This is a genomic window from Corynebacterium lowii (assembly GCF_001412085.1).
GTDB classification, from domain to species: Bacteria; Actinomycetota; Actinomycetes; order Mycobacteriales; family Mycobacteriaceae; genus Corynebacterium; species Corynebacterium lowii.
Genome location: NZ_LKEV01000005.1, coordinates 175,647 through 198,291, shown reverse-complemented (window position 1 = coordinate 198,291; position 22,645 = coordinate 175,647). Strand labels below are relative to the sequence as shown.

Genomic DNA, 22,645 nt, shown 5'->3' with positions numbered 1-22,645 from the left:
TTGGTGGTTGATGGTGGTGGGGAAACGCCCGGTCCCTTTTCGAACCCGGTAGCTAAGCCCATTTCATGCTGATGGTACTGCATTCGTTGGGGTGTGGGAGAGTAGGTTGCCGCCAACACTAAAACTTCATCAAAAATTAGAGGGAGGGTAGGGTCACACCTACCCTCCCTTCTTTGCTATATCGTAGCCACATGACAGATCGTCGATTCATGGCTAAGCGCCTCGATACTGTAGGGGATTCCATCTTCGCGGAGTTATCCGCGAGAGCCCTAAAAACCGGCGCTATTAATCTAGGCCAAGGCTTTCCCGATGATGATGGTCCCAAGGGCATGTTGGAGATAGCGCAAGAGGAAATTGTCAGGGGCCACAACCAATATGCCCCTCTCACCGGTATTCCGGAGTTGAGAAAGGCTATCGCGGAAGAAAGAGCGGAGCGCCTGGGGCAGAGTTGGAATCCCGATACCGAGGTCTGCGTGACGTCTGGTGCCACGGAGGGGATTGCGGCGTCGATACTAGCCACGGTGAACCCAGGGGATGAGGTGATCGTCTTTGATCCCTTTTACGATTCCTATGCCGCAGTGATTGCTTTTGCCGGAGCCATTCGCCGCCCGGTTCCCCTACAAAGGGAAGGGAACACGTGGGGTCTCGATCTCGATGAGCTAAAGGCCACGATTACTAACAGAACGCGGGCCATAATCCTGAATAACCCTCATAACCCCACGGGTTCTTTGTTCCCCAAGGAGCAATTGGAAGAACTCAGTGAAGTGGCTAATCAGTATGACCTCTTAGTCATCTCCGATGAGGTCTATGAGCGCCTTCTAGCCCCAGGAGAGGTGTTTATACCTACGGCGAGTATCAAGGGTTTAAGAGAACGTACCATCACGGTTTCCTCGGCGGCAAAGACTTTCAACGTCACGGGTTGGAAAACCGGGTGGGTTCTCGCGGAGGCTCCCTTGCTGAAACAAGTCATGCAGACCAAGCAGTTTCTTACCTTTGTGAGTACTACGCCTTTCCAGGCAGCGGTGGCTTATGCGCTACGCGAGGAATCGAAGTGGGTGGAGCAGTGGAATACCACCCTGCATGAAAGAAGAGAGCAATTGCGCCGGTCCCTCGAAGAGATGGGCTGGGAGATAACCCTCACCAAGGGTTCGTATTTTCTGGTGGCCCGAGAACCTCACAAGGGGGCTCTGCCGGAGTCCGTGGTGGCACTCCCAGTGGGGGCATTGAGCGATGATCCGCAGCGCTGGGAGGGCTACTATCGCTTTGCCTTTTGTAAGGGGGAGGAGGCTACGGCGGAGGCGGCTCGTCGCCTCCGCGGCTAACCCAAGCCGATCCCCCAAAAAAACGAGAAAATCCTATAACACCAGCAAATTACGTGGCGTGGCCTTCACCTCATCGAGGCGCTTGCGTCCCTTTTCCAGCATCTCCCATTGCTGTTGCGGAATCGCCTTGCGGGCAGCGGTCACCACATCGGGGTCCGGGGTACCCCAGGCAATCGGCATGGGGGTGACCTCATCCCATATTCCCTGGTTGCGCGTGGTGCGCCGTCCGGAAACCGCCACGGCGGGCACGCGGGTGCCGCGCTTGCGTTCGTGGCCCTTGATGGCGGTCACGGTGCGCAGTGCCAGGGCCCAGCGCGGAGGCTGGTGGGTATCAACGGCGGTATTGACCAGGGCCATGAGCACGATGTCTCGGGGGTTGATCTCCGCGATCACGGCGGGGGCGAGAGGATAGGTGTCATAGAGTTGCTGGGCGCCGCCGACCTTGCTGGGCACGATAATGCCGATAATCACAAAGATCACGGCGAGAACGAGGAACACGCCCAAAATGAGGAACTGAGCAGCACCACCCGCCAGCATGGAAAAACCCACACCGGCCGCGGCCATGAGCAGGCCCAGGAGGAAGGCGCTCAGCCGTAGCCTGCGGGTATCGCGCAGGAGTTCGTTGTTCTTTTTTGCCCAGGCCTCGTCCACGGTGAAGGAAAATGGCATGGTGGCTCCTTAATCTAAATCGGCGGCGTCGATGATGTGATAAGCGTAGCCCTGCTCCGCGAGGAAGCGCTGGCGGTGCACCGCGTACTGGGCGTCTAGGCTATCGCGGCTCACCACGGTATAAAAGTGGGCTTCCTTGCCCTCGGCCTTGGGGCGCAGCAGCCTGCCCAGGCGTTGGGCCTCCTCCTGCCGGGAGCCAAAGGTCCCGGATACCTGAATGGCCACGCTGGCCTCGGGGAGGTCGATGGAAAAGTTCGCCACCTTGGATACCACCAGGCGGTTAATCTCCCCGTCGCGGAATTGCTGGAAGTACTTTTCCCTGCGTGCGGTGCTGGTGGCGCCGTCGATAAGCGCAATGTTGTGGCGCGCGGCGATCTCGGTGATCTGCTCGATGTAAGCGCCGATGATGAGGGTGGGCTCGCCCTCGTGTTTGCGAAGCAGGGCCTCTACCACGGCGTTCTTGGATTCGGAGCAGGCGGCGATGCGGTAGTGCTCGCGGGCGGGAGCGGTGGCGTAGAGCATGCGCTCCTCGGCGCTCATGGTGGTGCGCACCTCGGTGCAGTTGGCGGTGGCGATGAATCCGGAGTTCTCCAGGTCCTTCCAGGGAGCCTCGTAGCGCTGCGGGCCGATGAGGGAGAACACATCGCCCTCCATGCCATCCTCGCGCACCAGGGTGGCGGTGAGCCCCAGGCGGCGTCGGGATTGCAGATCGGAGGTCATGCGGAATACCGGGGCGGGCAGAAGGTGCACCTCGTCGTAAATGATGAGGCCCCAGTCGCGGGAATCGAAGAGTTCCAGGGCGCGGTACTCGCCCTTGTACTTGCGGGTGACCACCTGGTACGTGGCGATGGTCACCGGGCGAATCTCCTTCTTCTCCCCGGAGTATTCCCCGATCTCCTCGGGCGTGAGCGTGGTGCGGCGCAGCAACTCATCGCGCCACTGTCGCCCGGCTACGGTATTGGTCACCAGAATGAGCGTGGTGGCCTGGGCCTTAGCCATCGACGCCGCCCCCACGATCGTCTTGCCCGAGCCGCAGGGCAGCACCACCACTCCGGAACCACCGGCCCAGAAGGCCTCGGTGGCCTGATCCTGATAATCACGCAAACGCCAGTCGGAGGTCAGCGCGATGGGGTGAGCCTCCCCGTCCACGTACCCGGCCAGGTCCTCGGCGGGCCAGCCCACCTTGAGCAGTTCCTGCTTGAGTCGGCCGCGCTCGGAGGGGTGCACCACAATGCTCGTCTCGTCCAGGCGAGCACCCAGCATGGGGGCGATCTTTTTCTGGCGCAGCAACTCCTCCAGAATCGGCTTGTCCTCCACCTCCAACACGAGCCCGTGGGCGGGGTCCTTGTGCAGGCGGGTGCGACCATAGCGGGCCATCGTCTCCGCGACGTCGATAAGCAAAGCCTGGGGGACGGGGAAGCGGGCGTAACGTTCCAGCACGTCGATGGCCTGCTCGGCGTCGTGGCCGGCGGCGCGGGCGTTCCACAGCGCCAGGGAGGTGATGCGGTAGGTGTGCACGTGCTCGGGCGCGCGCTCTAGCTCCGCGAAGGGAGCGAGCGCGGCGCGGGCCTCGGCGGCCTGGGGGTGCGCCGTTTCCAAGAGCACGGTCTTATCCGATTGGACGATGAGGGGACCTGGCACGCGATTCCTTAACTAGGGGGTATGAGCGGAGCCTCTATGGTACTAGCTCCACCGAGGTCACGCGGTGGAGACCAAAGCGATGAGCGGTGCCGGTATCGGCGTCGAGGGCATCCACCTGACCAGCGGTAATCCGCAGCGGCCGTATCCTGCGCCGCACCGCCTTCCCGTTGCCATCCACGTAGCCCAACACCACGGTGCGCCGCCCGCGCGAGGCCGCCGTGAGCAAGGTAGCGTGATCCTCGGCGGGAGATTGCTCTTCCTCCTCGGCGCCGCGCAGCGCTGCAACGATCTGCTCCATGCGCTGCTCGGTGAGTTCGGGGCGCTGCGTGTGCGTTGTGCGGACGCGCCGCGTGGTACCCGAGGGGCTGATGCGCGCAGGCTCGGGGCGAATATCAATGCTCAAACCCGAGCTATCCTCGGCCGCCGGATGGAAACCCGCCTCCCGCAACTCCGCCATCACCACCGCCAGGGGAGCCTCCGCGATCGCCACCGTGGGAGCCAGCGCCCGCAGCGAGGAACTGGCGTGCACCGCAGCACTCAGTGTGGCCGGATCATCGCAACGCAGGTAGCACAGCGCCGGGCCACCGCGCAGGGAACCGTGCTGCTTGCCGACGTCCCCGATGAGATATTCCAGGCCCTGCGGCACCGGCCCCAGCGAGTGCGACGCCAAGAAAGAGAGAATATCCTGGCTGCTGCGCCCGGCGTCGAAGGCGCGGGCCAGGGATTCCTCGGTGAAGCGATACACCGAGGCCAGTCCCGGAGATTCCAGGTGGGCCATGAGGCTTAACTCAGCCTCGATCTGGTGCTCCAGTGGACCAGGCGCCAGGGCCGTCATATCGGCCTGAAGGATCACCTGATTCACGGCCTGGGGTACAAAGTCCGCCAAGGGGGAATCGCCGCGCAGCACCACGGTGGCCGCGCCCTCGGCCAGAGCACCAATCCACTGGGCCTCGGCGCGCAGATGAGCGATGAGTTCGGGGGAAACCCCGCTGGTGGCCACGGGGGCCAGGAAAATCATATTGGCATTGGCCTCGCGCTCGCTTAAGGCCACGGGGCCTACGAGATAGGGGGCCAGCACGGCCTGGCGCAGGGCGGGTAGGCGGGGTTCTTCTTGTTCAAGGAGTTTCTCAGAATCCCAATAACGCCAGCGCGAACCCCGCCACCCAGCCACGGCGATCTCCAACCTGCGGGCGGGTGGGGCCGCCAGCCACTCATCGGCCAGGGTGGTGGGAGCGAGGTAAGAATGATCCTCCTCCGGCAGGGGCTCCGGCTCACCCGTGGCCACCAGGCCCGCAGCCTGGGCCAGGCAGATCACCCTTTTAGCCTGTTCTACCTCGATGTCCAAGGTGCGGGCCAGGCGGCGCGTCTCACGCACCCCAATGCCCCCGGAGCGCAACAACGGCAGCGGGCGCTCACCCAGGGCGGCGATGAGCTGGGCGAAGATGCGCACCGCGTCGAGCCCGGAGGCCACCCCGGCCTCGTCGATGGCGCGGAGGCTGCTTGCGGTGGGGGCGGTTCTGGTGGGAGCGTCGGCGGCGTCGCTGAGGCTGCGGCCGGGCAGCGCGGCCAGTGGGACGTGCGCAGGGCTCAGACCGCGCAGGGCGCGGCGTACCGAGAGCGGCAGGCGCACGGTATTCTCGTCTACCCGGATCACCAGCTGGGTATCCACCAGGTACTCATCGCGGGTTAATCCCATACCCGCCGAGGTCGCCAGGGTATCGAGCATGGTGCGGTACTTGGGCTCAATCTGCTTGAGGCGTTGGTGAATCTCCTCCTCGCTCAGGGGAGTATCGCCCAGCAGCCGCCAATCCTGGGGCAGGCTGGCAAAGACCTCTTTGAGGAGCATGACGTGCTCGCCGCCGTCATTGCCGTTACCGTCGCCATCGCTGTAGAGCAGGCCGAAGTTTTCGAGCGTGCGCAGGCTTTCCTCCGCGGGAAGATCGGGCAGGGCCGCAATGATCCGCGCGCGAGGTACCGGCTCGAACTCCGCTCCGAGCCCCGCCGCGGCCTCCGCCACCGCGAGATCGGCGGCGTTGAGGCGTCGCAAAGCCTGGGCCACGGAGGAGCGAATACGCAGCCGCGTGGCGAGGGAGGCCAGGGTGGGCGGGATGGGAAGCGCGGTATCGGGGCGAAGGCGCAGCAGCGTGGCGAGGCGCTCGGGGCTGAGCTCGCGGAGCCACGATTGATAGGAGTGAGGCATGGGTGTAGTGGGAGGGGTAGGGTGAGTTACCTTCTGGCAGGAACTTTGGCAGAATAAGGCGTATGTCTAAGGTTGAGAAAAAAGGGTACGTGGATCCGGGCTGGCCGCAGCACTTTGAGGGCGAAGGGCATGTGGTTACGGAACTGATTAACCGCTACGCGGGGGCTTCCAGCCCCTTTGGCGATGAACTTTCCCTGCCCATTGCGCAGGATCAACTCGGATACGTTCACCCTTATACCCGCATCAACAAGTAAGTAGCAATGAGGAGGGGCCGCTGCCAATCGCAGCGGCCCCTCCTCATTGGGTATCCCCTCGATTGAAGTGAGGGGGATACCTCGACGGGATTACACCGATTACGCCAGGGCGAGAACCTTCTGGAAAGCGGATTCCAGGTTGGTCACGTCCAGACCTGCCTCGCTCAGGGCGGGGTCAACGATGTCACGGGCCTCGGCGTAGAAGGCGTCGGCATCGTCGGCGTACTGGGCGTACAGGTTATCGAGCTCCTCGGGCACCTGCACATTGGCCTTCTCCAGGGCCGCCACGGCCAGGGTGTACAGCTGAGAGGCGGGCTTGAAGGAATCCTCAGAGGACAGCTCCGTGAAGGAGGTGGCCTGCACCGGTGCAGCGTGCTGCTCCTGGGCGCGCTGCGGAACGGCCGGGGCAGCGGGGGCGTTCGGGGCGGTGCGCTCAGAGGGAGCGGAGTTCAGGCCCAGACGCTGGGAGCAAGCGGGCCATGCGCCCCAGCCCTGGCTGGCCAACACGCGCTCGGCCACGGCAATCTGCTGCTCGCGGGTGGCCTGGTTGGCGGTGGGGGCGTACTCCTGGCCACCGTGAGCGGCCCAGGTCTGCTGGTTGAACTGAAGGCCACCGTGGTAGCCGTTGCCGGTGTTGATGGACCAGTCTCCGCCGGACTCGCACTGTGCCAGGGCGTCCCAATCGGAATCGGGGGCGGCAGAGGCGGTGGGGGCGATCAAAGCCGAAGCCGTGCCCACGGCGATGGAGCCCAGGGCCAGCTTGGTAAAGATCGAGGTGGTCGTGGCGGTGTGGCGTCCCATTTTCTGAGTTCTTCCTCTCTGTGGCGCGGTAGTAGCGCCGTAGACTAATGAGATTGCGGCACTCGGTAACACTCGTTTAAAAATGATGCGGCCCGCCCCGCGGCGGACCGTGCCTGGGGACGAGGCTAACGGTTTATAACGTTTCTGTCACGTTTTTTGCCCGGCGAGGAGATTTCCTCGCCGCTATTTTTCGGTGGATCGAGGAAAAGCACTGGTCAGGGCGCCGAAGAAAAACTTATGTGATATAGGGCACTAATATTGTGGGGTGGTGCGCCTGTGGTTTAAGGGGTGTATGATGATTTCTTTCGTCAAAAAGTGGTGCCAGAGAGGAGAGAGGTGACTACTCATGCCCATAGGAAAGATGAAGTGGTATGACGCCGAGCGCGGTTTTGGCTTTGTGTCTAACCCCGGTGACGAGGACGTATACGTAGGAAAGCAGGTGCTCCCCGAGGGAGTAACGGAGCTTCACCCCGGCCAGCGCATCGAGTTCGATTTTGCCTCCGGGCGGCGCGGCCCCCAGGCTTTGCGGGTCAAGGTGCTCGATAAGCCCCGCAAGCCGCAGCACCGTTATAGCCCGGATGAGCTCAATAGCATGATCGCGGATCTGGTTTCGCTGTTGGAGGCGCGCGTCCAGCCGGATCTGCGCGCCGGGCGTTTCCCGGAGCGTAAGTCCGGGCACCAGGTGGCCGAGATTCTCCGCGCGGTAGCAAAGGAACTCGATACCTAGGACAAATATTTAGGACAAGGCGCCTAAGAAAGCGGAATGTCCTCATTGCCCACGGACCACACGGTAGAGAAGGGGGCGTCGTTCCCCTCGGCGTCCTGGCCAATGAGGGCGGAGTTCACCTCCACCACCATCAGGCGGGGCCGCTCGGCCCCGTCCTCCGCGGGGGCCACGGAGCCGGGAATAGTCACAGATTCCCGCTCGTGGCCCCCGTAATTCTTTTGATCGTTATAGGCTGGGTCATCGTAGATGGTCAGCAGCGTCCAATCGTGGTCATAGACGGCCTCGGGGAGCGTCAGCTTAAGCTCCTCATCTGCCCCCACCTTGATTCGGGGAACTTCCCCTTCCTCGCAGGGGGTACCGGGCTCGCAAGCCATGTACGGGGCGAGTTCCAGGGATTGATCCCCCACGGTGGCGGTCACGCGGAGGTCCTGGGGCGCGGGATCGGGCCGGTTATTCCACCAGGTCTGCGCTAAATAAATCGCCACCACCACGATTACCACCGTGATGAGCAGCGCGAGGATCTGCACCAGGGAGCGGTGCTTACCTTTCTTTGTTTTGGCCATGCTGATCCAGTCTAATTAGTTCGATGAGCGGCGGTGGGCGATAATAGGCCCGTGCCTACCCAACGATACGGAAAGAAAGATCGAAGGAAGAATCCGCTTTTTTCCCCTTCCGCCATTGACGTGGCTGCGGCAGCCTTAGAAGAGATCGGGGAAGAAGCCGGTGACCACGTAGGCGTGCAACCCCTGGAACGCAACGTAGCCCTGCACCGTTTTGCTGCCGACGTCCCCGGTTACGCCGGGTGGGAATGGCAGGTGGTGGTGGCCTGCGCGCCGGGCAGCCACCGCGTGACGGTCAACGAGGTCACGCTCGCCCCCACCCCGCATGGCGACGCCCTGCGTGCCCCGCGTTGGGTTCCCTGGTCCGAGCGATTGCGCCCCGGAGACCTCCACCCCGGCGACCTCCTGCCCCCGGAACCGGGTGATCCGCGCCTGATAAATACCGAGAAGGGCCACGAACTGAGCGAAACCGGATTGCGGGAGGCCACGCAACGCTGGCGCACCGGGGACTTCGGCCCCACCAGTGAGTTCGCGGAGAAGGCCGCCCTGCATTGCGCCCACTGTGCTTTTTATCTTCCGCTCGCGGGCGAGCAATGGGGAAAGAACTTCGGGGTATGCACCAATGAATATTCCGCCGATGGGCACGTGGTGCACGCATCCTATGGCTGCGGGGCTCATTCGGAGACTCCCTGGGAGAGCTCCGATCCCTCCCAGCGCGCTTTTGATGATGAGCGCCCTATTTTTTAATTCACAATAAAAGAAAGCACGCTATGGTTAGCACTCTAGATCGTTACTTTCATATCACCGAGCGTGGTTCCACCATCGGCACGGAAATCCGCGCGGGAGTGGTGACCTTCTTTGCGATGGCCTATATCGTGGTGCTCAATCCGCTGATCCTGGGCACTAGCGCCGATTCCGAGGGCACCACCCTGGGCATACCCCAGGTGGCCGCCGCCACCGCCCTGGCGGCGGGCGTGATGACGCTGGCCTTTGGCTTCATTGCCCGCTATCCCTTTGGCATCGCGGCGGGCCTGGGGCTCAATACGCTCGTGGCCGTGACCCTGGTGGCAGGGGAGGGGCTGACCTGGCCGGAGGCGATGGGCCTGGTGGTGCTCGACGGCATCGTGATCGTGGCCCTAGCGGCCAGCGGCTTCCGCGAGGCGGTATTTAACGCGATTCCGGCCCCGATGAAGGCGGCCATCGGCGTGGGTATCGGTGCCTTCATCGCCCTGGTGGGTTTGGTGGACGCCGGCTTTGTCACCCGCGTTCCCGACGCCGCGAATACCACCGTCCCGGTGGGTCTGGGCACGGGCGGCTCCATCTCCACCTGGCCCACGGTGGTCTTTGTGGTCGGCGTGCTGCTCTGCGGCACCCTGGTGGTGCGCAAGGTGCGCGGCGGGCTTTTCATTGGCATCGTGCTCACCACGCTCATCGCTATGGCGGTGGAGGCCTGGCTCAAGCCCTCCGATGATTGGTCGCTCGCGGTGCCCACGCTGCCGGAAACCCTCGGCGGCCTGCCCGATCTCTCCATCGTGGGGCAGGTGGACCTCTTCGGCGCCTTCGCCAAGATCGGTGCCCTTTCGGCCTCGCTTTTGGTATTTACCCTGGTGCTCGCCAATTTCTTTGACGCAATGGGTACCATGACTGCCCTGGGTAAGCAGGGCGGGCTCGTCGATAAGCAAGGCAATCTGCCGCACCTCAAGCGTGCCTTGATCGTGGAGGGCGCGGGCGCGGTGGTGGGCGGCGCGGCCTCGGCTTCCTCCAATACGGTCTTTGCCGATTCCGCCGCGGGCGTGGGCGACGGCGCGCGCACCGGCCTGGCCAACGTGGTCACCGGTCTGCTCTTCCTGGCCGCGATGTTCTTGACCCCGCTGTACTCCGTGGTGCCCATCGAGGCCGCCGCCCCGGTGCTCGTGGTGGTGGGAGCGATGATGATGGCGCAGGTGCGCGATATTGATTGGGGCACCTTTGAGGTGGCCCTGCCGGCCTTCCTCACCATCGTGGTAATGCCCTTTACCTATTCCATTGCCAATGGCATTGGAGTGGGCTTTATTACCTTCACGGTGATGTCCGTGGCGGCGGGTAAAGCACGCCAGGTGCACAGGATTATGTGGTTGGTTTCCGCGCTCTTCGTTGTTTTCTTTGCCATTGATCCGATTATGTCTGCGATTCAGGGATAAATAATGAGAATCCGCATTGATGATCCTTTAGACCCGCGCCTGGACGATATTCGCCACCTCAATACCGAGCGTACCGACCTCGTGGTGGCCGAAGGTCCCCTCGTGGTGGGGCGCCTGCTGGAATCGGATTATCCCGTGCGGCAGGTGGTGGGTTTTCCCGCCAAACTCGACGCTCTGGATCTCCCCGCCGATATTCCCTCCTACGAGGTGAGCCGCGAGACGCTGGCTCAGGTGGTGGGTTTTGATATGCACCGGGGCCTGGTGGCCACGGCCAGCCGCATTGCTGAACCCACCCCAGCCGAGGTCTTGGCCCAGGCCCGCACCATCGCGGTGTTAGAGGGAGTGGGCGATCACGAGAATATCGGCGCGATCTTCCGCAACGCGGCGGGCATGGGGGTAGACGGCGTGCTCTTTGGCAACGGCTGCGCCGACCCGCTCTACCGCCGCTCCGTGCGCGTATCTATGGGCCACGTGCTGCGCCTCCCTTTTGCACACCTGGAGGGCAGCTTCACCACCTGGCAGCGCAGCCTGGACGAGGTGCGTCAGGCGGGCTTTCGCCTAGTATCCATGACCCCGCACCCGCAGGCCGTGCACCTGGCGGAGGCTCTCGACGGCGCGGACAAGGTGGCCCTGCTGGTGGGGGCCGAGGGGCCGGGGCTAACCGAGCACGCCATGCGGGCCACCGATGTGCGTGCCCGCATACCGATGGCCCCCGGCACGGATTCCCTGAACGTGGCTACCTCTGCCGCGATTGCGTTTTACGAGAGGCAGCGGCAGTTATTCCGCCGCTAGCCCAGCCCACCAGCGGGACCACCACGAGGAGCAGGAGCCACAGGAGCCAGGGGACCTCGCCTATCCCCTTAATATCGGTGAATACGTAGAGGAAGAGCGCGGAAGCCAACCCTACGGCCACGCCGAGGGCGGCGATGAGCAGGGATTGCAGCGCAGAAATGCGAGACAGCAGGCGGGGTGGGGCGCCGACGGCCCACATAGTAGTGAGATCCGCGCGGGTTTCGCCCACCGAGAGAGCCGCCAGCATAATCATTACCGCCAGGCACGCCAGGCTGAGCAGAACGAGGGGGAAGAGATAGTGCTCTACCACTCGACCCAGGTGATCCGGCTGGGAGTGGATGCTGGTGAAGTCCTGCTTGCTCAGACAGAGCCGCACCTCTTGCCCCATGCTCAGCTCCTGCTGCGGGAAGATGTAGGCGGTATCCAGGTAGGTATCTAGCCCATCCCTGGGGGCGGTGACGCTTCCTAGAAGACTCAACTCCACCGTCTCCCCGCGTTCCAGGGCCTCAATGGCGGTGTCTATCTCTTCCTCGGTGGCGTCGCTTTGTACCGAGGTGGCATAGAAGTCGGTGGGGGAGGAGGCGTGGCGGAGATACTCTCTTAACCGGGAGGGCTCGATGATCGCGAGTTCGTCGTTCTCCACTGCCCGGCGTATGTAGATGGGCGTGGCACCGCCGACGATATTGGCTACCTCCTGCGCTTCCTGTTCGATGGGGGAGCTATCTTCCAGATACACGTGGGGGTGCACGGCGATCTGGGGTTTCTCGCTCGGATCATTCTGATATACGTAGGTATTTCCGATGGAGATGACCCCGAGGACGAAGCTCAACCCAACAATGGCGGCGATAGCGGGAGCGGTGCGGTGCACCTGACGGAAGAGGTCGCGCAGCGCCAACCGCAGGGCCACCGGCCCGCGGGCCGCCCAGTGGGAAAGCAACCACAACAGCGCCGGGGTGCTGGTGACAATCCCGATGCCAAAGAAGCCATAACCAAGAATGGCGACATCGGTGGGGAGGAGAATAACCACCAGGCTCACGGCGGCGATGATGGGGCCGATGCTCATGGGCCACCGCCACCGCAGGCGGGCGCTCAACTCCGGGCGCAGGCGCGAGGCTTGCACCGCGGGGATCACCGCCGCGGCCAACGCGCAGAACAGCCCCGAGGCAATGGTGAGGAAAAGCAAATCTATGGGAATCACAAAGCCCGTGAGGTCCCAGCCTATCCGGGGAACGATGAGGAGGAAGGCCGCAATCCCCAACAGGAGCCCCAAGCCAATGCCCACGGCGGCGACCATGAGGGCCTCCAGATACAGCGACCAGCGCAATTGTGAGGGGGCGGCACCGTTGATACTAAGCAGGCGCATGGTGTGGAATTGCCGCCGCGCCGCCACCGCGAAGATGGGGGAGATCATGGCGGCGAGCACGATGAGTCCCAGCAGCCCCATCGTGACGGCGCTGGCGATGGTGATCGCGCTGCCGCCGCTGAGTGCCTTGAGCAGCGGGACGGGGGAGCCCTGTGCCATGCTGTGGAGGGGAGAGACCTCGACGTCGGGCGTGGCGACCTCCACGATGGCGGGGGTGTGCCAGGATACTCTAGAGGGAAAAACCGCAGAGACAATCTCATCGAGGGGATAGTGGAGATTGACCTGGGTATTGGTATCAAAGCTCACGGGGAGCGCGCGGGGTTCCTGCTCCCAGGGAGCCTGAATCTCGATGCTATCGCCCTCGCGTACCCCCAGTGCCTCGGCCACGGCGGAGGTCAGCCCCAGGGTATCGTCGCCGGTGCTGGAATAACGCACATCCATGTAGGCGGTGGTATCCCCGGCGGTGAGGATAGTGCGCGCGGTGGTCTCCGCTATTAATTCCTCCTCGGGGAGGACCGCGCGGATACGCTCCAGATCGGTGCCCTCACCCTCAGAGCTAAGGGTGATCCACGACTTCCTGGTGTTATCGGCATCCCAATCGGCGCTGGACAGGGTGAAACCCGCGAGGGTTACCAGGGCGATGGGCAGCGCGAAGAAGAGCACCGCCACGATGGAGCGGGCGCGATGCGAGGTGATGTCTCGCCACGCTATGCGCGCGGGCATACGCAGATTCGTCATGATTATTCCTCCCCCACCACGGCACCATCGCGCAGGAAGATCGTGCGATCCGCCCAGGCGGCAAAGCGCGGCTCATGGGTGACCAGCAGGCAGCCCGCACCGTTTTTCACGCGGCGGCGAATGATCCCCATGACGGCCTCACCGGTGGCGGTGTCGAGGGCGCCGGTGGGTTCGTCGGCAAGCAAAAGCCCACGCTGGCCGATGAGCGCGCGGGCAATGGCGATGCGCTGCGCCTGACCACCGGAAATCTCGGCAGGGAAGCGGTCCGCGAGGTCGGTGAGTTCCAGTTCCTCTAGGGCTTTGAGCGCATGCTTGCGGGCCTGGGCTCGCTTTTCGCCGCCGAGTTCGAGCGGCATGGCGATGTTTTCCGCCGCCGTGAGCGTGGGAATGAGGTTGAGCTCCTGGAATACGTAGCCCACGTGGGTGCGGCGCAGGCGGGCGGCGGCCGTGGGGCTGAGGTCCCTGGTGTTTACTCCCTGAATGAGCACGCGGCCCGAAGAAGGGGTATCCAGGGTGCCCGCGATGTTGAGCAGCGTGGACTTACCGGAACCGGAACGCCCGGTGATGGCCACGAGTTCTCCGGGTTCGAGGGAGAGGGACACATTATCGAGGGCCCGGATGGTGTTGGGGCCATCCATGTGCAGGCGGGTGACGTTTTCGAGGGTGAGGGCGGTGGGGTTCATCGGGGTTCTCCTTGTTCTGGGTGGGCTTCGACGAGATCAATCCAGCGCAGTTCGGCTTCTAATTCGAGGATCTGGCGTTCGCACAGGAGCCAGCGCGCCCCCGGAGGGGACTGGGCTTTTTCCTTGGTGAGTTCGCGTAACCGGCTCATGGCGGCCCGGCGCTGGGAGTCCAGCAGATCAAGGAGGCTGACCTCCGGGTTGATCGCGGCCATCGCCACCTTGATAACCAGGGCGTCGCGTTCGTCTGCTTCTTTGGTCTCCGGTTCTTCCCACCACTGCCGTAGCGCCTCGCGCCCGGCCTGGGTAATGGCGTAGGCCTCGGGGTTATCGCCGGTTTTTTCCACCAGGCCATCGCGTTCCAGGCGTTTGGCGGTTTGATACACCTGCCCCACGTTGACGGGCCAGGTGGCGGCGGTGGAATCCTCAAAGAGGCTGCGTAATTGCCCCACGGGGCGGGGCTGCTCGGCCAGGAGGCTGAGCAGGGCGTTGCGGATACTCATAGGCTCCCTCTCATGTGCTTACCGGGTAAGTTACTCAGTAAGTTACTGGGTAAGTAGAGGGCTGTCTAGCGTTGCGGGGGAGAGGCGGGGGTAGTTTCTATCGGCGGAACTTCCACAGGGAGCGCACGCGCTGAGTGATTCCTTCTGCGAGGCGGGCGAACTCATCGCCCTCCTTGTGCTGCTCATAATCGTCATAATGGCTGCTTGCCGGGCTAATTCCCAGCTTGGAGGTGGCATCGGCAGCCCACTCTTCCATGCTCATGCGGCTGCCGCTGGGGGTATCCACCCGGGGCTCGGGGCGGCCGTCGATAGCAAATCCCGCCACCTGAATATCCGGCCCCTCGGGGGAGACGTCTACCCCCAGCCACGAGCGCTGTGCCTCGCGGGCGAGGTCGGCAGGGACAAAGGGCAGGGCGATACCGCCGAGTTGCTCCGCGCGCTCTCCCGCCCAGTAGGACCCCTCGAAGGATTCGGGGAGGCCAATATCCTCAAAAAGCTCCTCGCGCCGGGCACCCAGGCTGCGTTGCAGCTTCCCCTCGTGCCAGTGGGCAAAGGCACCGAAATCGCCCTCGCCTGCGCTAATGGCATAGACATCGCGCGCGGGTATCGAGCTGAGCAGGGAGTTATCGAGGCGGGAGAGGCGAGAGGCATCCTCCACCAAGGTATGCACTAAAGCCACGCCGGGAAAGGCCGCGATATAGAACTCCCCGCGCGAGGCCGGTGCCGAACGGTTAAAGGGGAACTGGCCGATGGGGGTGACCGGCCACGCGGGATTGAGCTGAGCGAGATATTTGCGACCAAAGCCGCGATCCGCGCGCGGCTCCTCGGAGAGGACGGCGGCGGGATCCTCCGAGGAGATGAACCACAGGGTAACCGGTTTCTCGTACATGCCTATGACCGTGGGCGCTTAGTGTTGGTGCGCACGCCGAGCAGAACGTCCTCCCAGTGCGGGGTCACGGCCTTGCGCCGCTTCTTAGCGGGAGCGGCGGGGGTGGGGTCGGGGTGCTGCAAGAGGGATTCTTCCTCCCGGGGCGGCTCCTCCGCGACGGGAGTGGGGCGCTGCGGGGCAGGGCGCTGCGCCGTCATGAGCTCGGCGGCGAGGGGATTGCGGGCCACGGTGGTGGCCGAGGAAGAGGTGTGATTTTGCAAGGTCCACTCGGCGCGGTGCTCATCCCAGGTCACCACCACGATCCACTGCCCCGCGGTCTCGCGGTGGGCGTCCCAGGTGCTGCGGGAAAGATCCTCGCCGCGCGCGGCGAGGGCCGTGGCCAGCACCTCCCAGAGGGTGAGGCGCGCCGGGCCGTCCTCGCGCACGGGGTGGGAGTTCTTAGCTAGTTCCGCAATGCGGGCCCGCTCCAAGAGTACGGGGTGGGCATAGGGCTCCACGCGGGCCTCGGGCACGCCCATCTGCTCGGCCACCTGGGCTACGGTAGCGCCGCCGCGGATGCGATCTTGAATATCGCGGGGGCGCAAGGTCAACGCGCGGGGTTCCGACTTCTCCTCGGAGGCGGCGAGCATGGCGCGCACCTCATCGGCGGCAAGGCTGAAGCGCTCCCCATCGGGGGATTCGCTCAGCACCAGGGTATTCCCCGTGGATTCGCTGCGGATGAGGTGGAGCTCGCGCATCGGGCCTCCTTTAGATGAAGTGCTCACTACACCACTGTAACTTAGTTAACCCCGGCTTCCAGGATGGCATCCACGGCCTTGGTCAGGGTCACGACATCCTGGGACTCAATCGCGGGGAACATACCGATGCGCAGTTGGTTGCGCCCCAGCTTGCGGTAGGGTTCCACGTCTAGAATCCCATTGGCGCGCAGCGTGGCGGCCAGGGCAGCGGCATCGACGCCCTCCTCGAAGTCGATGGTGCCCACCACCAGGGAGCGCGCCGCGGGGTCCTGCACGAAGGGCGTGGCCTGCTCGTGCTGCTCGGCCCAGGAATACAGGGCGCTTGACGACGCAGTGGTGCGTTCCACCATCGCGTCCAGCCCACCCTCGCGCAGCATCCACTGAATCTGGGCGTCTAGCATGAGGAGGGTAGCCACCGCGGGGGTGTTATAGGTCTGATTCTTGCGGGAGTTCTCCACGGCGGTCTGAAGATCCAGGAAAGCGGGGATAAAGCGATCCGTGTGAAGTTTATTGATGCGCTCGATGGCGGCGGGGCTCATGGCCGCCAGCCACAGCCCGCCATCGGAGGCAAAGCACTTCTGCGGGGAGAAGTAATACACATCGGCCTGGGCCATATCCACCGGTAGGCCGCCAGCCCCGGAGGTGGCGTCCACGACCACTAGGGCGTCGCCCTCGGGGCGGGTGACCGGAACCATCGCGCCGGTGGAGGTCTCGTTGTGCGCCCAGGCGATCACGTCCACGCCCTCGATGGGCTCGGGTTGCGGGGCGGTGCCGGGGGCGGCGTCGATAATGGTGGGCTCGCCCAGCCAGGGGGCCTTGCGGGCCGCGGTGGCGAACTTGCCGGAGAACTCGCCGTAGGTGAGGTGACCCGAACGCTGCTCGATGAGGCCAAAGGTGGCGGCATCCCAGAAGGCCGTGGCACCGCCCAGGGAGAGCACAATCTCGTAGCCCTCGGGGAGGTTGAACAGGGTGCTCAGCCCCTCGCGCACGGAACCCACCACGTTCTTGACGGCGGGCTGGCGGTGCGAGGTGCCGATGATGGTGGAGGCGTTAGTGAGGGCGTCGATTTGCTCCTGGCGGACCTTGGAGGGGCCGCAGCCGAAGCGGCCGTCGCTGGGGAGAAGCTCGGGGGGCAGAGTGAACATGGTCTGACTTTCTATCAAGCGGATGGAATGTTCAATACTTTAGCCGGAAAGAGTGATGTTGTGCCTATCACAGGATTTGGTAACCTGTGTGGAGTTGCACCAATCGCCTCAAACTTGATTTGAGTGTACGGTTTAGATTGTCCAAGTAATCGAGAAAGGGATAACTGTGGCTACTGAGAGCAATGACAAGGCCGTCCTTCACTACCCCGGTGGTGAATATGAGATGAGCATAAAGCCCGCCACCGAGGGTAACTCCGGCATTGAGCTGGGCAAGATGCTCTCCGAGACCGGCTACGTTACCTTTGATCCCGGCTACGTGAGCACCGGTTCCACGGAGTCCAAGATTACCTACATCGACGGTGACGCCGGTGTGCTGCGCTACCGCGGTTACGACATCGCTGACCTCGCGCAGAACGCCACCTTCAACGAGGTTTCTTACCTCCTCATCAAGGGTGAGCTGCCCACCGTGGAAGAACTGCACAAGTTCAACGATGAGATCCGCCACCACACCCTCCTGGACGAGGACTTCAAGGCGCAGTTCAACGTGTTCCCGCGCAAGGCGCACCCCATGTCCGTGCTGGCCTCCTCGGTCAATATCCTCTCCACCTACTACCAGGATCAGCTCGACCCCCTGGACGAGGAGCAGCTGGATAAGGCCACCGTGCGCCTCATGGCCAAGGTTCCCATGCTGGCGGCCTATGCCTACCGTGCCTCCAAGGGGGCGCCCTACATGTATCCGGATAACTCCCTGAACGCGCGCGAGAACTTCCTGCGCATGATGTTCGGCTACCCCACCGAGCCCTACGAGGTAGACCCGGTGATGGTCAAGGCCCTGGATAAGCTGCTGATCCTGCACGCCGACCACGAGCAGAACTGCTCCACCTCCACCGTGCGCATGATTGGTTCCGCCCAGGCCAACATGTTCGTTTCCATCGCCGGCGGTATCAACGCGCTGTCCGGCCCGCTGCACGGCGGCGCCAACCAGGCCGTTCTGGAAATGTTGGAGGACATTCAGAACAACCACGGCGGCGATGCCACCGAGTTCATGAACCGCGTGAAGAACAAGGAAAAGGGCGTTCGCCTGATGGGCTTCGGCCACCGCGTGTACAAGAACTACGATCCGCGCGCGGCCATCGTCAAGGAGACCGCTCACGAGGTGCTGGAGCACCTGGGCGGCGATCACCTGCTGGACCTGGCGATGAAGCTGGAGGAGATCGCGCTCAGCGACGACTACTTCGTCTCCCGCAAGCTCTACCCGAACGTAGACTTCTACACCGGCCTGATCTACCGCGCGATGGGCTTCCCCACGGACTTCTTCACCGTGCTCTTCGCCATCGGCCGCCTGCCGGGCTGGATCGCCCACTACCGCGAGCAGCTGGCCACCAACACCAAGATCAACCGCCCGCGTCAGATCTACACCGGCGAGACCCTGCGCACCGTCACCCCGCGCGAATCTCGCTAGAGTGGCGCTGCGGCTGAGGAGCGTAGCAACCATTTATAATGGTTTCTATGGCTCTTCGGCCCTTTTTCGTATGAATGGGCTGTGAGTTCTTGTACCCAAGACCAAGGAGACTTTTACCCTATGGAAAAGCCGCAGATCGACGTCCCGGCTGGTCCCGCCCCCGAAACCCTCCACATCGAGCACCTGGTGGTGGGCGATGGCGCGGAGGCACAGCCCGGCGGCACCGTCGAAGTTCACTACGTGGGAGTGGACTTTGAGACGGGACAGGAGTTCGATTCCTCCTGGGACCGAAAGCAAAGCATCGAGTTCTCCCTGGACCGGCTCATCGCCGGTTGGCAGGAGGGGATTCCCGGCATGAAGGTCGGCGGCCGCCGCCTTCTGGTGTGCCCCCCGGAGAAGGCCTACGGCCCCGCGGGCGGCGGACACCCCCTGTCCGGCCGCACCTTGGTCTTTGTGATTGACCTCTTGAAGGCCGAGTAAGAACCGCTACGCTGCGCGCCACTGACCCCAGTCGGTGGCGTACAGGTTATTAATATCCACCGTGACTCCCTCGATGGTGGATTGCCACCCCGCCACCTGATGAATGGTGGCCTTGGGGTGGATTTTTCCTTCTGAGCCCCAATCGTGCTGCCAGAAGAACTCTCCCAACCCATCGGCCAAGCAGCGCTCAATGGTGGGGTAGTTCGCGTACACGCCTAGCTGATAGCCGCCCGCTTCCAGCGCTTTCTTGCAGGCCGCCAGATAGGGGCGGATGAGATCGGTGTATTCGGCAGGGGTGGGGTTATCGTCGATGGCCATGTAGATGGGCCGATTCTGCGGTCCACCGGCTGCCGTGTGCAGGGCGATCGCCTGGGGCACGTGCACCGTGGCTCCCAGGGCACCGCGGCGCCAATCGGAGGTCTCCCCCTTGCCGTACTGGTACACGCTGGCGGTATCCAGGAGGCGGGTTTCCGCGATGGTGACGGGCTTGCCCTTCATCCAGGCCGCGCGCGGCAGCGAGACGTAGCGCACCGCTCCCACGTGCCCGGCGGCCTTGATCGCGGCGGCGGAGGGAACGCCAGCGGAAAAATCGACGACGGTGCGCGGGGCCTTGGTGGCGGCCAGGGTAGTCAAGCCCGCGAGGCTGATTCCTGCGCCTTTGAGCAGGGTACGGCGGTTAAGATGCTCCATGAGCAGTCACTCTAACAGAAGCGGTAGGCTGTGCCCCATGAAAATCCTCACCCCTTATGAAGACCTCCTGAGACGTATCGCGGAGGAGGGTAGCCCCAAGGGGGATCGCACGGGAACCGGAACCACCAGCCTCTTCGGCGCCCAATTGCGCTATGACCTCGCGGATTCCTTTCCGCTGTTGACCACCAAGAAGGTGTACTTCAAGGGCGTGGTGGGGGAGCTTTTGTGGTTCCTGCGCGGGGACTCCAATGTGCGCTGGCTCCAGGAAAACGGCATCCGCATCTGGAATGAGTGGGCCGATGAGGAGGGAGAACTTGGCCCCGTGTATGGGGTGCAGTGGCGCAGCTGGCCTACTCCCGACGGCCGCCACATCGACCAGATCAGCGCCGCCCTGGATACGTTGAAGAACAACCCTGATTCCCGCCGCAATATCGTCTCTGCGTGGAACGTGGCGGAATTGGAGAATATGGCGCTGCCGCCCTGCCACCTGCTCTTCCAGCTCTACGTGGCCGAAGGGAAGCTCAGCTGCCAGCTCTACCAGCGCTCCGCCGATATGTTCTTAGGCGTGCCCTTCAACATCGCCTCCTACTCCTTGCTCACGCACATGCTGGCCCAGCAGGTGGGCTTAGAGGTAAGGGAGTTCATCTGGACGGGTGGTGATTGCCACATCTACGACAATCACCGGGAGCAGGTGGCCGAGCAACTGTCCCGCGAGCCGCGCCCCTACCCGCAGCTGCGCCTGAACAAGGCGGCGTCCCTCTTTGACTATGACTTCTCCGACGTAGAACTCGTGGGCTATGACCCGCACCCGGCCATTAGCGGAAAGGTATCCGTGTAATGCTGGGGGCCATTTGGGCGCAATCCCGCGAGGGAATCATCGGGGACGGTACCGGCATGCCCTGGCATCTGCCGGAGGATCTGCGTCACTTCAAGGAGGTGACCCTGGGGGCGCCAGTGGTGATGGGGCGGCGCACCTGGGAATCGCTGCCCAAGAAGCCGCTGCCGGGGCGCGAGAACATCGTGCTCTCTCACCGCGCGCCGGGGGAGTGGTCCCAAGGCGCGCGGGTGAGCACCGAGATTCCCACCGAGGGGTGGATTATCGGCGGCGGGGAGATATACGCCCAGACCATCGGGTCCGTGGACGTTGTGGAGATCACCCTGGTGGATACCCAGGTGCGGGTGGAAAACCCGGTGTATGCCCCGCCGATCCCCGCCCACCTACAGCAGGTGAGCGATTCCGGCTGGCTGGGGGAGGAATTGCGGTACCGCTTTCTCAGGTTTGAGCGGCCATAGGCTACACTGCTCTAGCAGGCCCCAGTAGCTCAGTGGATAGAGCACCGCTCTCCTAAAGCGGGTGTCGGAGGTTCGAATCCTCTCTGGGGCACTCTGTGCGCTTTAACCCTCAGCGCTTAACCCAAGCCCTGCTCAATCAGGTGCAGCGGGGTAAAGAGCGCATCGTTATCATCGCTACCCCCGGAGAGAACCCCCACCACGTTGTTCTGTCCATCCAGCAGCGGGCCGCCGGAGTTACCGCCATAGGTGGTGATGCTGGCGTTGATGAGGAGGCTCGGGAAACTATCGTCACCCACCGCCAGGTGGCGCGGGGCGTCGTAGGTGATGAAGCCGATGCTGTCGTTTCCGGGGGCCTGGAAGCGCACGCTATCGCCGTTGCGCAGCGAGGCGGAATCACCGCGCCCCACGTGTCCGACCACGCGGGTGCCGGGCAGGAGATCGACCTTCACGGCGTCGAGCTGCTGGCCGTAGGGAAGATCGGAGCCGAGGGCGGCGATGGTGCCGATCGGCTGGCGATCCTCCAGGGTGTAGATGGTATCGCCCACATTCCACGTGCCCATGCCGCAGTGCTGCGCGGTATAGGCGGTGTGGGCGTCCACGACGCTGAGGGTGCAGCGATACCCCTCCACGGCCTTGATGGCGGTGGCCTGTCCAATGCTGGTGGCGGCGTGGGCGGGCGCGGCGGCGGTGGTGAGCGCCACGGCTGCGGCCAGAAGATAGCGGGTAAGTTTCACGGTACCGGTTCCTTTATTGCCGTTAATGACCCTTCTCATTTACCACCCGCAAAATATCCTCGGCAAGTTCTGGGCGGCAGATCAACAGATCGGGGATATAGGTATCGCGATTGTTGTAGGTTAGTTCGCTGCCATCGAGGCGCGAGCAGTGCAGCCCCGCGGCCTTGGCCACGCCCACCGGGGCGGCCTGATCCCACTCGTATTGCCCGCCGGAGTGCACGTAGGCATCGCAATCGCCCAGCAGCACGTGCATGGCCTTGGCGCCCGCGGAGCCCAGGGGCATGAGGTCAAAGTCCAGGGCCTCGGCCACGGCGTCGGCAATGGCGGGCGGGCGACGCCGTGATACCGCGATCTTGCGGGCGTAGGGGCCGCCCACGGCGCGCACGTCGCTGGAATCAAAAACCACGCCGAGGTCCGGCAAGCCCACTGCGGCGTGAATGGGCACGCCGTTTTCCACCAGGGCGATGTGCACGGCCCAATCCTGGCGCCCGGTGGCAAACTCCTTGGTGCCATCGAGGGGATCGACGATCCACACGCGCTCCTTGCTCAGGCGGTCGAGGTCATCGGCGGCCTCCTCGGAGAGGAAACCATCGCCGGGACGGTGCTGGTCAAGCACCCGGGAGATCCAGCTCTGGGCTAGTTCATCGCCGGCGTCACCGAGGTTCCTTCCCCCCAGCAGCCCCACGTTGCGAATACCCTTAAGAATCTCTGCGGCACCTTGGGCGAGGTGGTGGGTGAGGCGGGCGTCGGAAAGCTCAGTCATGCCCGCTATTTTATCCCTTTGG

Annotated in this window: 23 protein-coding genes, 1 tRNA gene, 1 rRNA gene and 1 pseudogene; 12 read left to right on the top strand and 14 right to left on the bottom strand. The window is 63.6% G+C overall.

Going from position 1 to position 22,645, the window contains the following annotated elements:
* A 5S ribosomal RNA gene (gene rrf / locus Clow_RS08690) occupies nucleotides 1-117 on the top strand.
* A 74-nt stretch (nucleotides 118-191) separates the two neighbouring features.
* Nucleotides 192-1,322: an aminotransferase class I/II-fold pyridoxal phosphate-dependent enzyme gene (locus tag Clow_RS08685; RefSeq protein WP_055178400.1), complete on the top strand. Its 1,131-nt coding sequence runs from the start codon at nucleotides 192-194 to the stop codon at nucleotides 1,320-1,322.
* A 33-nt stretch (nucleotides 1,323-1,355) separates the two neighbouring features.
* On the opposite strand, the gene Clow_RS08680 is transcribed toward Clow_RS08685, so the two are convergent.
* The 3 genes from Clow_RS08680 to Clow_RS08670 are packed head-to-tail and all read right to left on the bottom strand — an operon-like array spanning nucleotide 1,356 to nucleotide 5,832.
* A complete protein-coding gene (locus Clow_RS08680; RefSeq protein ID WP_055178378.1) occupies nucleotides 1,356-1,991 on the bottom strand; it encodes a DUF3239 domain-containing protein in 636 nt (211 codons plus the stop codon).
* A 9-nt stretch (nucleotides 1,992-2,000) separates the two neighbouring features.
* On the bottom strand, nucleotides 2,001-3,632 hold the full coding sequence (locus Clow_RS08675; RefSeq protein ID WP_055178377.1) for a DNA repair helicase XPB: 1,632 nt from the start codon (nucleotides 3,630-3,632) through the stop codon (nucleotides 2,001-2,003).
* A gap of 34 nt (nucleotides 3,633-3,666) precedes the next feature.
* Nucleotides 3,667-5,832: a helicase-associated domain-containing protein gene (locus Clow_RS08670; RefSeq protein WP_055178376.1), complete on the bottom strand. Its 2,166-nt coding sequence runs from the start codon at nucleotides 5,830-5,832 to the stop codon at nucleotides 3,667-3,669.
* 62 nt (nucleotides 5,833-5,894) lie between these two features.
* Between Clow_RS08670 and Clow_RS08665 the strand changes: the two genes are divergently transcribed.
* Complete coding sequence (locus Clow_RS08665; RefSeq protein ID WP_055178375.1) at nucleotides 5,895-6,086, top strand: hypothetical protein; 192 nt, start codon at nucleotides 5,895-5,897, stop codon at nucleotides 6,084-6,086.
* Nucleotides 6,087-6,185: 99 nt separating this feature from the next.
* On the opposite strand, the gene Clow_RS08660 is transcribed toward Clow_RS08665, so the two are convergent.
* Nucleotides 6,186-6,887 (bottom strand): resuscitation-promoting factor Rpf1 domain-containing protein, encoded by a 702-nt coding sequence (locus tag Clow_RS08660; RefSeq protein ID WP_055178374.1) that lies wholly within the window; start codon nucleotides 6,885-6,887, stop codon nucleotides 6,186-6,188.
* A gap of 346 nt (nucleotides 6,888-7,233) precedes the next feature.
* Here Clow_RS08660 and Clow_RS08655 point away from each other — a divergent pair, with 346 nt between their 5' ends.
* Nucleotides 7,234-7,614, top strand: a complete 381-nt coding sequence (locus tag Clow_RS08655; RefSeq protein WP_055178373.1) for a cold-shock protein — start codon at nucleotides 7,234-7,236, stop codon at nucleotides 7,612-7,614.
* A 23-nt stretch (nucleotides 7,615-7,637) separates the two neighbouring features.
* Here Clow_RS08655 and Clow_RS08650 read toward each other — a convergent pair whose 3' ends face one another.
* The gene (locus Clow_RS08650) at nucleotides 7,638-8,177 is read right to left on the bottom strand and encodes a DUF2771 domain-containing protein (protein WP_055178372.1); all 540 of its coding nucleotides are present in this window, start codon (nucleotides 8,175-8,177) and stop codon (nucleotides 7,638-7,640) included.
* A gap of 51 nt (nucleotides 8,178-8,228) precedes the next feature.
* On the opposite strand from Clow_RS08650, the gene Clow_RS08645 reads away from it, so the two are divergent.
* Genes Clow_RS08645 through Clow_RS08635 form a run of 3 tightly spaced genes read left to right on the top strand, consistent with a single transcriptional unit; the run spans nucleotide 8,229 to nucleotide 11,146 of the window.
* Complete coding sequence (locus Clow_RS08645) at nucleotides 8,229-8,921, top strand: DUF3027 domain-containing protein (RefSeq protein ID WP_245625736.1); 693 nt, start codon at nucleotides 8,229-8,231, stop codon at nucleotides 8,919-8,921.
* A gap of 23 nt (nucleotides 8,922-8,944) precedes the next feature.
* Nucleotides 8,945-10,354: an NCS2 family permease gene (locus tag Clow_RS08640; protein WP_055178371.1), complete on the top strand. Its 1,410-nt coding sequence runs from the start codon at nucleotides 8,945-8,947 to the stop codon at nucleotides 10,352-10,354.
* A 3-nt stretch (nucleotides 10,355-10,357) separates the two neighbouring features.
* A complete protein-coding gene (locus Clow_RS08635) occupies nucleotides 10,358-11,146 on the top strand; it encodes a TrmH family RNA methyltransferase (RefSeq protein WP_055178370.1) in 789 nt (262 codons plus the stop codon).
* Here Clow_RS08635 and Clow_RS08630 read toward each other — a convergent pair.
* The 6 genes from Clow_RS08630 to serC all read right to left on the bottom strand — a co-directional run bounded on the left by Clow_RS08630 (nucleotide 11,091) and on the right by serC (nucleotide 17,201).
* Nucleotides 11,091-13,247, bottom strand: a complete 2,157-nt coding sequence (locus Clow_RS08630; RefSeq protein WP_055178369.1) for an FtsX-like permease family protein — start codon at nucleotides 13,245-13,247, stop codon at nucleotides 11,091-11,093. The genes Clow_RS08635 and Clow_RS08630 overlap by 56 nt on opposite strands.
* 2 nt (nucleotides 13,248-13,249) lie before the next feature.
* The gene (locus Clow_RS08625; protein WP_055178368.1) at nucleotides 13,250-13,930 is read right to left on the bottom strand and encodes an ABC transporter ATP-binding protein; all 681 of its coding nucleotides are present in this window, start codon (nucleotides 13,928-13,930) and stop codon (nucleotides 13,250-13,252) included.
* Nucleotides 13,927-14,430, bottom strand: coding sequence for a helix-turn-helix transcriptional regulator (locus Clow_RS08620; protein WP_055178367.1), 504 nt, complete (start codon nucleotides 14,428-14,430; stop codon nucleotides 13,927-13,929). The genes Clow_RS08625 and Clow_RS08620 overlap by 4 nt, the downstream gene beginning before the upstream one ends.
* Before the next feature lie 97 nt (nucleotides 14,431-14,527).
* Nucleotides 14,528-15,319, bottom strand: a complete 792-nt coding sequence (locus Clow_RS08615; protein ID WP_055178366.1) for a DUF6928 family protein — start codon at nucleotides 15,317-15,319, stop codon at nucleotides 14,528-14,530.
* Between the two features lie 2 nt (nucleotides 15,320-15,321).
* Complete coding sequence (sepH, locus tag Clow_RS08610; RefSeq protein ID WP_055178365.1) at nucleotides 15,322-16,056, bottom strand: septation protein SepH; 735 nt, start codon at nucleotides 16,054-16,056, stop codon at nucleotides 15,322-15,324.
* 41 nt (nucleotides 16,057-16,097) lie between these two features.
* Complete coding sequence (serC, locus tag Clow_RS08605; RefSeq protein WP_055178364.1) at nucleotides 16,098-17,201, bottom strand: phosphoserine transaminase; 1,104 nt, start codon at nucleotides 17,199-17,201, stop codon at nucleotides 16,098-16,100.
* A 166-nt stretch (nucleotides 17,202-17,367) separates the two neighbouring features.
* On the opposite strand from serC, the gene Clow_RS08600 reads away from it, so the two are divergent.
* A complete protein-coding gene (locus tag Clow_RS08600; protein ID WP_082418612.1) occupies nucleotides 17,368-18,663 on the top strand; it encodes a citrate synthase in 1,296 nt (431 codons plus the stop codon).
* Nucleotides 18,664-18,783: 120 nt separating this feature from the next.
* Nucleotides 18,784-19,143, top strand: a complete 360-nt coding sequence (locus Clow_RS08595) for an FKBP-type peptidyl-prolyl cis-trans isomerase (RefSeq protein WP_055178363.1) — start codon at nucleotides 18,784-18,786, stop codon at nucleotides 19,141-19,143.
* 18 nt (nucleotides 19,144-19,161) lie between these two features.
* Here the strand turns inward: Clow_RS08595 and Clow_RS08590 are convergent.
* Nucleotides 19,162-19,833 (bottom strand): annotated as a pseudogene (locus tag Clow_RS08590) (DUF1906 domain-containing protein); the annotation flags it as partial.
* A gap of 37 nt (nucleotides 19,834-19,870) precedes the next feature.
* Between Clow_RS08590 and Clow_RS08585 the strand changes: the two are divergent.
* The 3 genes from Clow_RS08585 (at nucleotide 19,871) to Clow_RS08575 (ending at nucleotide 21,217) form a co-directional block, all read left to right on the top strand.
* A complete protein-coding gene (locus Clow_RS08585; protein ID WP_055178361.1) occupies nucleotides 19,871-20,671 on the top strand; it encodes a thymidylate synthase in 801 nt (266 codons plus the stop codon).
* Complete coding sequence (locus Clow_RS08580) at nucleotides 20,671-21,126, top strand: dihydrofolate reductase (protein ID WP_055178360.1); 456 nt, start codon at nucleotides 20,671-20,673, stop codon at nucleotides 21,124-21,126. The genes Clow_RS08585 and Clow_RS08580 overlap by 1 nt, the downstream gene beginning before the upstream one ends.
* Nucleotides 21,127-21,144: 18 nt before the next feature.
* Nucleotides 21,145-21,217 (top strand) — tRNA-Arg (locus tag Clow_RS08575).
* Between the two features lie 25 nt (nucleotides 21,218-21,242).
* On the opposite strand, the gene Clow_RS08570 is transcribed toward Clow_RS08575, so the two are convergent.
* Both Clow_RS08570 and Clow_RS08565 read right to left on the bottom strand, forming a co-directional pair.
* Nucleotides 21,243-21,860: a trypsin-like serine protease gene (locus tag Clow_RS08570; protein WP_055178359.1), complete on the bottom strand. Its 618-nt coding sequence runs from the start codon at nucleotides 21,858-21,860 to the stop codon at nucleotides 21,243-21,245.
* A 22-nt stretch (nucleotides 21,861-21,882) separates the two neighbouring features.
* Nucleotides 21,883-22,623, bottom strand: a complete 741-nt coding sequence (locus Clow_RS08565) for a 3'(2'),5'-bisphosphate nucleotidase CysQ (RefSeq protein WP_055178358.1) — start codon at nucleotides 22,621-22,623, stop codon at nucleotides 21,883-21,885.
* Nucleotides 22,624-22,645 lie beyond the last annotated feature (22 nt).

Bases quoted from the DNA above. Each gene is read 5' to 3' on its own strand.
- Clow_RS08685 (WP_055178400.1), top strand. From the start codon at position 192: ATGACAGATCGTCGATTCATGGCTAAGCGCCTCGATACTGTAGGGGAT.
- Clow_RS08680 (WP_055178378.1), bottom strand. From the start codon at position 1,991: ATGCCATTTTCCTTCACCGTGGACGAGGCCTGGGCAAAAAAGAACAAC.
- Clow_RS08670 (WP_055178376.1), bottom strand. From the start codon at position 5,832: ATGCCTCACTCCTATCAATCGTGGCTCCGCGAGCTCAGCCCCGAGCGC.
- Clow_RS08665 (WP_055178375.1), top strand. From the start codon at position 5,895: ATGTCTAAGGTTGAGAAAAAAGGGTACGTGGATCCGGGCTGGCCGCAG.
- Clow_RS08660 (WP_055178374.1), bottom strand. From the start codon at position 6,887: ATGGGACGCCACACCGCCACGACCACCTCGATCTTTACCAAGCTGGCC.
- Clow_RS08655 (WP_055178373.1), top strand. From the start codon at position 7,234: ATGCCCATAGGAAAGATGAAGTGGTATGACGCCGAGCGCGGTTTTGGC.
- Clow_RS08650 (WP_055178372.1), bottom strand. From the start codon at position 8,177: ATGGCCAAAACAAAGAAAGGTAAGCACCGCTCCCTGGTGCAGATCCTC.
- Clow_RS08640 (WP_055178371.1), top strand. From the start codon at position 8,945: ATGGTTAGCACTCTAGATCGTTACTTTCATATCACCGAGCGTGGTTCC.
- Clow_RS08635 (WP_055178370.1), top strand. From the start codon at position 10,358: ATGAGAATCCGCATTGATGATCCTTTAGACCCGCGCCTGGACGATATT.
- Clow_RS08630 (WP_055178369.1), bottom strand. From the start codon at position 13,247: ATGACGAATCTGCGTATGCCCGCGCGCATAGCGTGGCGAGACATCACC.
- Clow_RS08625 (WP_055178368.1), bottom strand. From the start codon at position 13,930: ATGAACCCCACCGCCCTCACCCTCGAAAACGTCACCCGCCTGCACATG.
- Clow_RS08620 (WP_055178367.1), bottom strand. From the start codon at position 14,430: ATGAGTATCCGCAACGCCCTGCTCAGCCTCCTGGCCGAGCAGCCCCGC.
- Clow_RS08615 (WP_055178366.1), bottom strand. From the start codon at position 15,319: ATGTACGAGAAACCGGTTACCCTGTGGTTCATCTCCTCGGAGGATCCC.
- sepH (WP_055178365.1), bottom strand. From the start codon at position 16,056: ATGCGCGAGCTCCACCTCATCCGCAGCGAATCCACGGGGAATACCCTG.
- serC (WP_055178364.1), bottom strand. From the start codon at position 17,201: ATGTTCACTCTGCCCCCCGAGCTTCTCCCCAGCGACGGCCGCTTCGGC.
- Clow_RS08595 (WP_055178363.1), top strand. From the start codon at position 18,784: ATGGAAAAGCCGCAGATCGACGTCCCGGCTGGTCCCGCCCCCGAAACC.
- Clow_RS08585 (WP_055178361.1), top strand. From the start codon at position 19,871: ATGAAAATCCTCACCCCTTATGAAGACCTCCTGAGACGTATCGCGGAG.
- Clow_RS08580 (WP_055178360.1), top strand. From the start codon at position 20,671: ATGCTGGGGGCCATTTGGGCGCAATCCCGCGAGGGAATCATCGGGGAC.
- Clow_RS08565 (WP_055178358.1), bottom strand. From the start codon at position 22,623: ATGACTGAGCTTTCCGACGCCCGCCTCACCCACCACCTCGCCCAAGGT.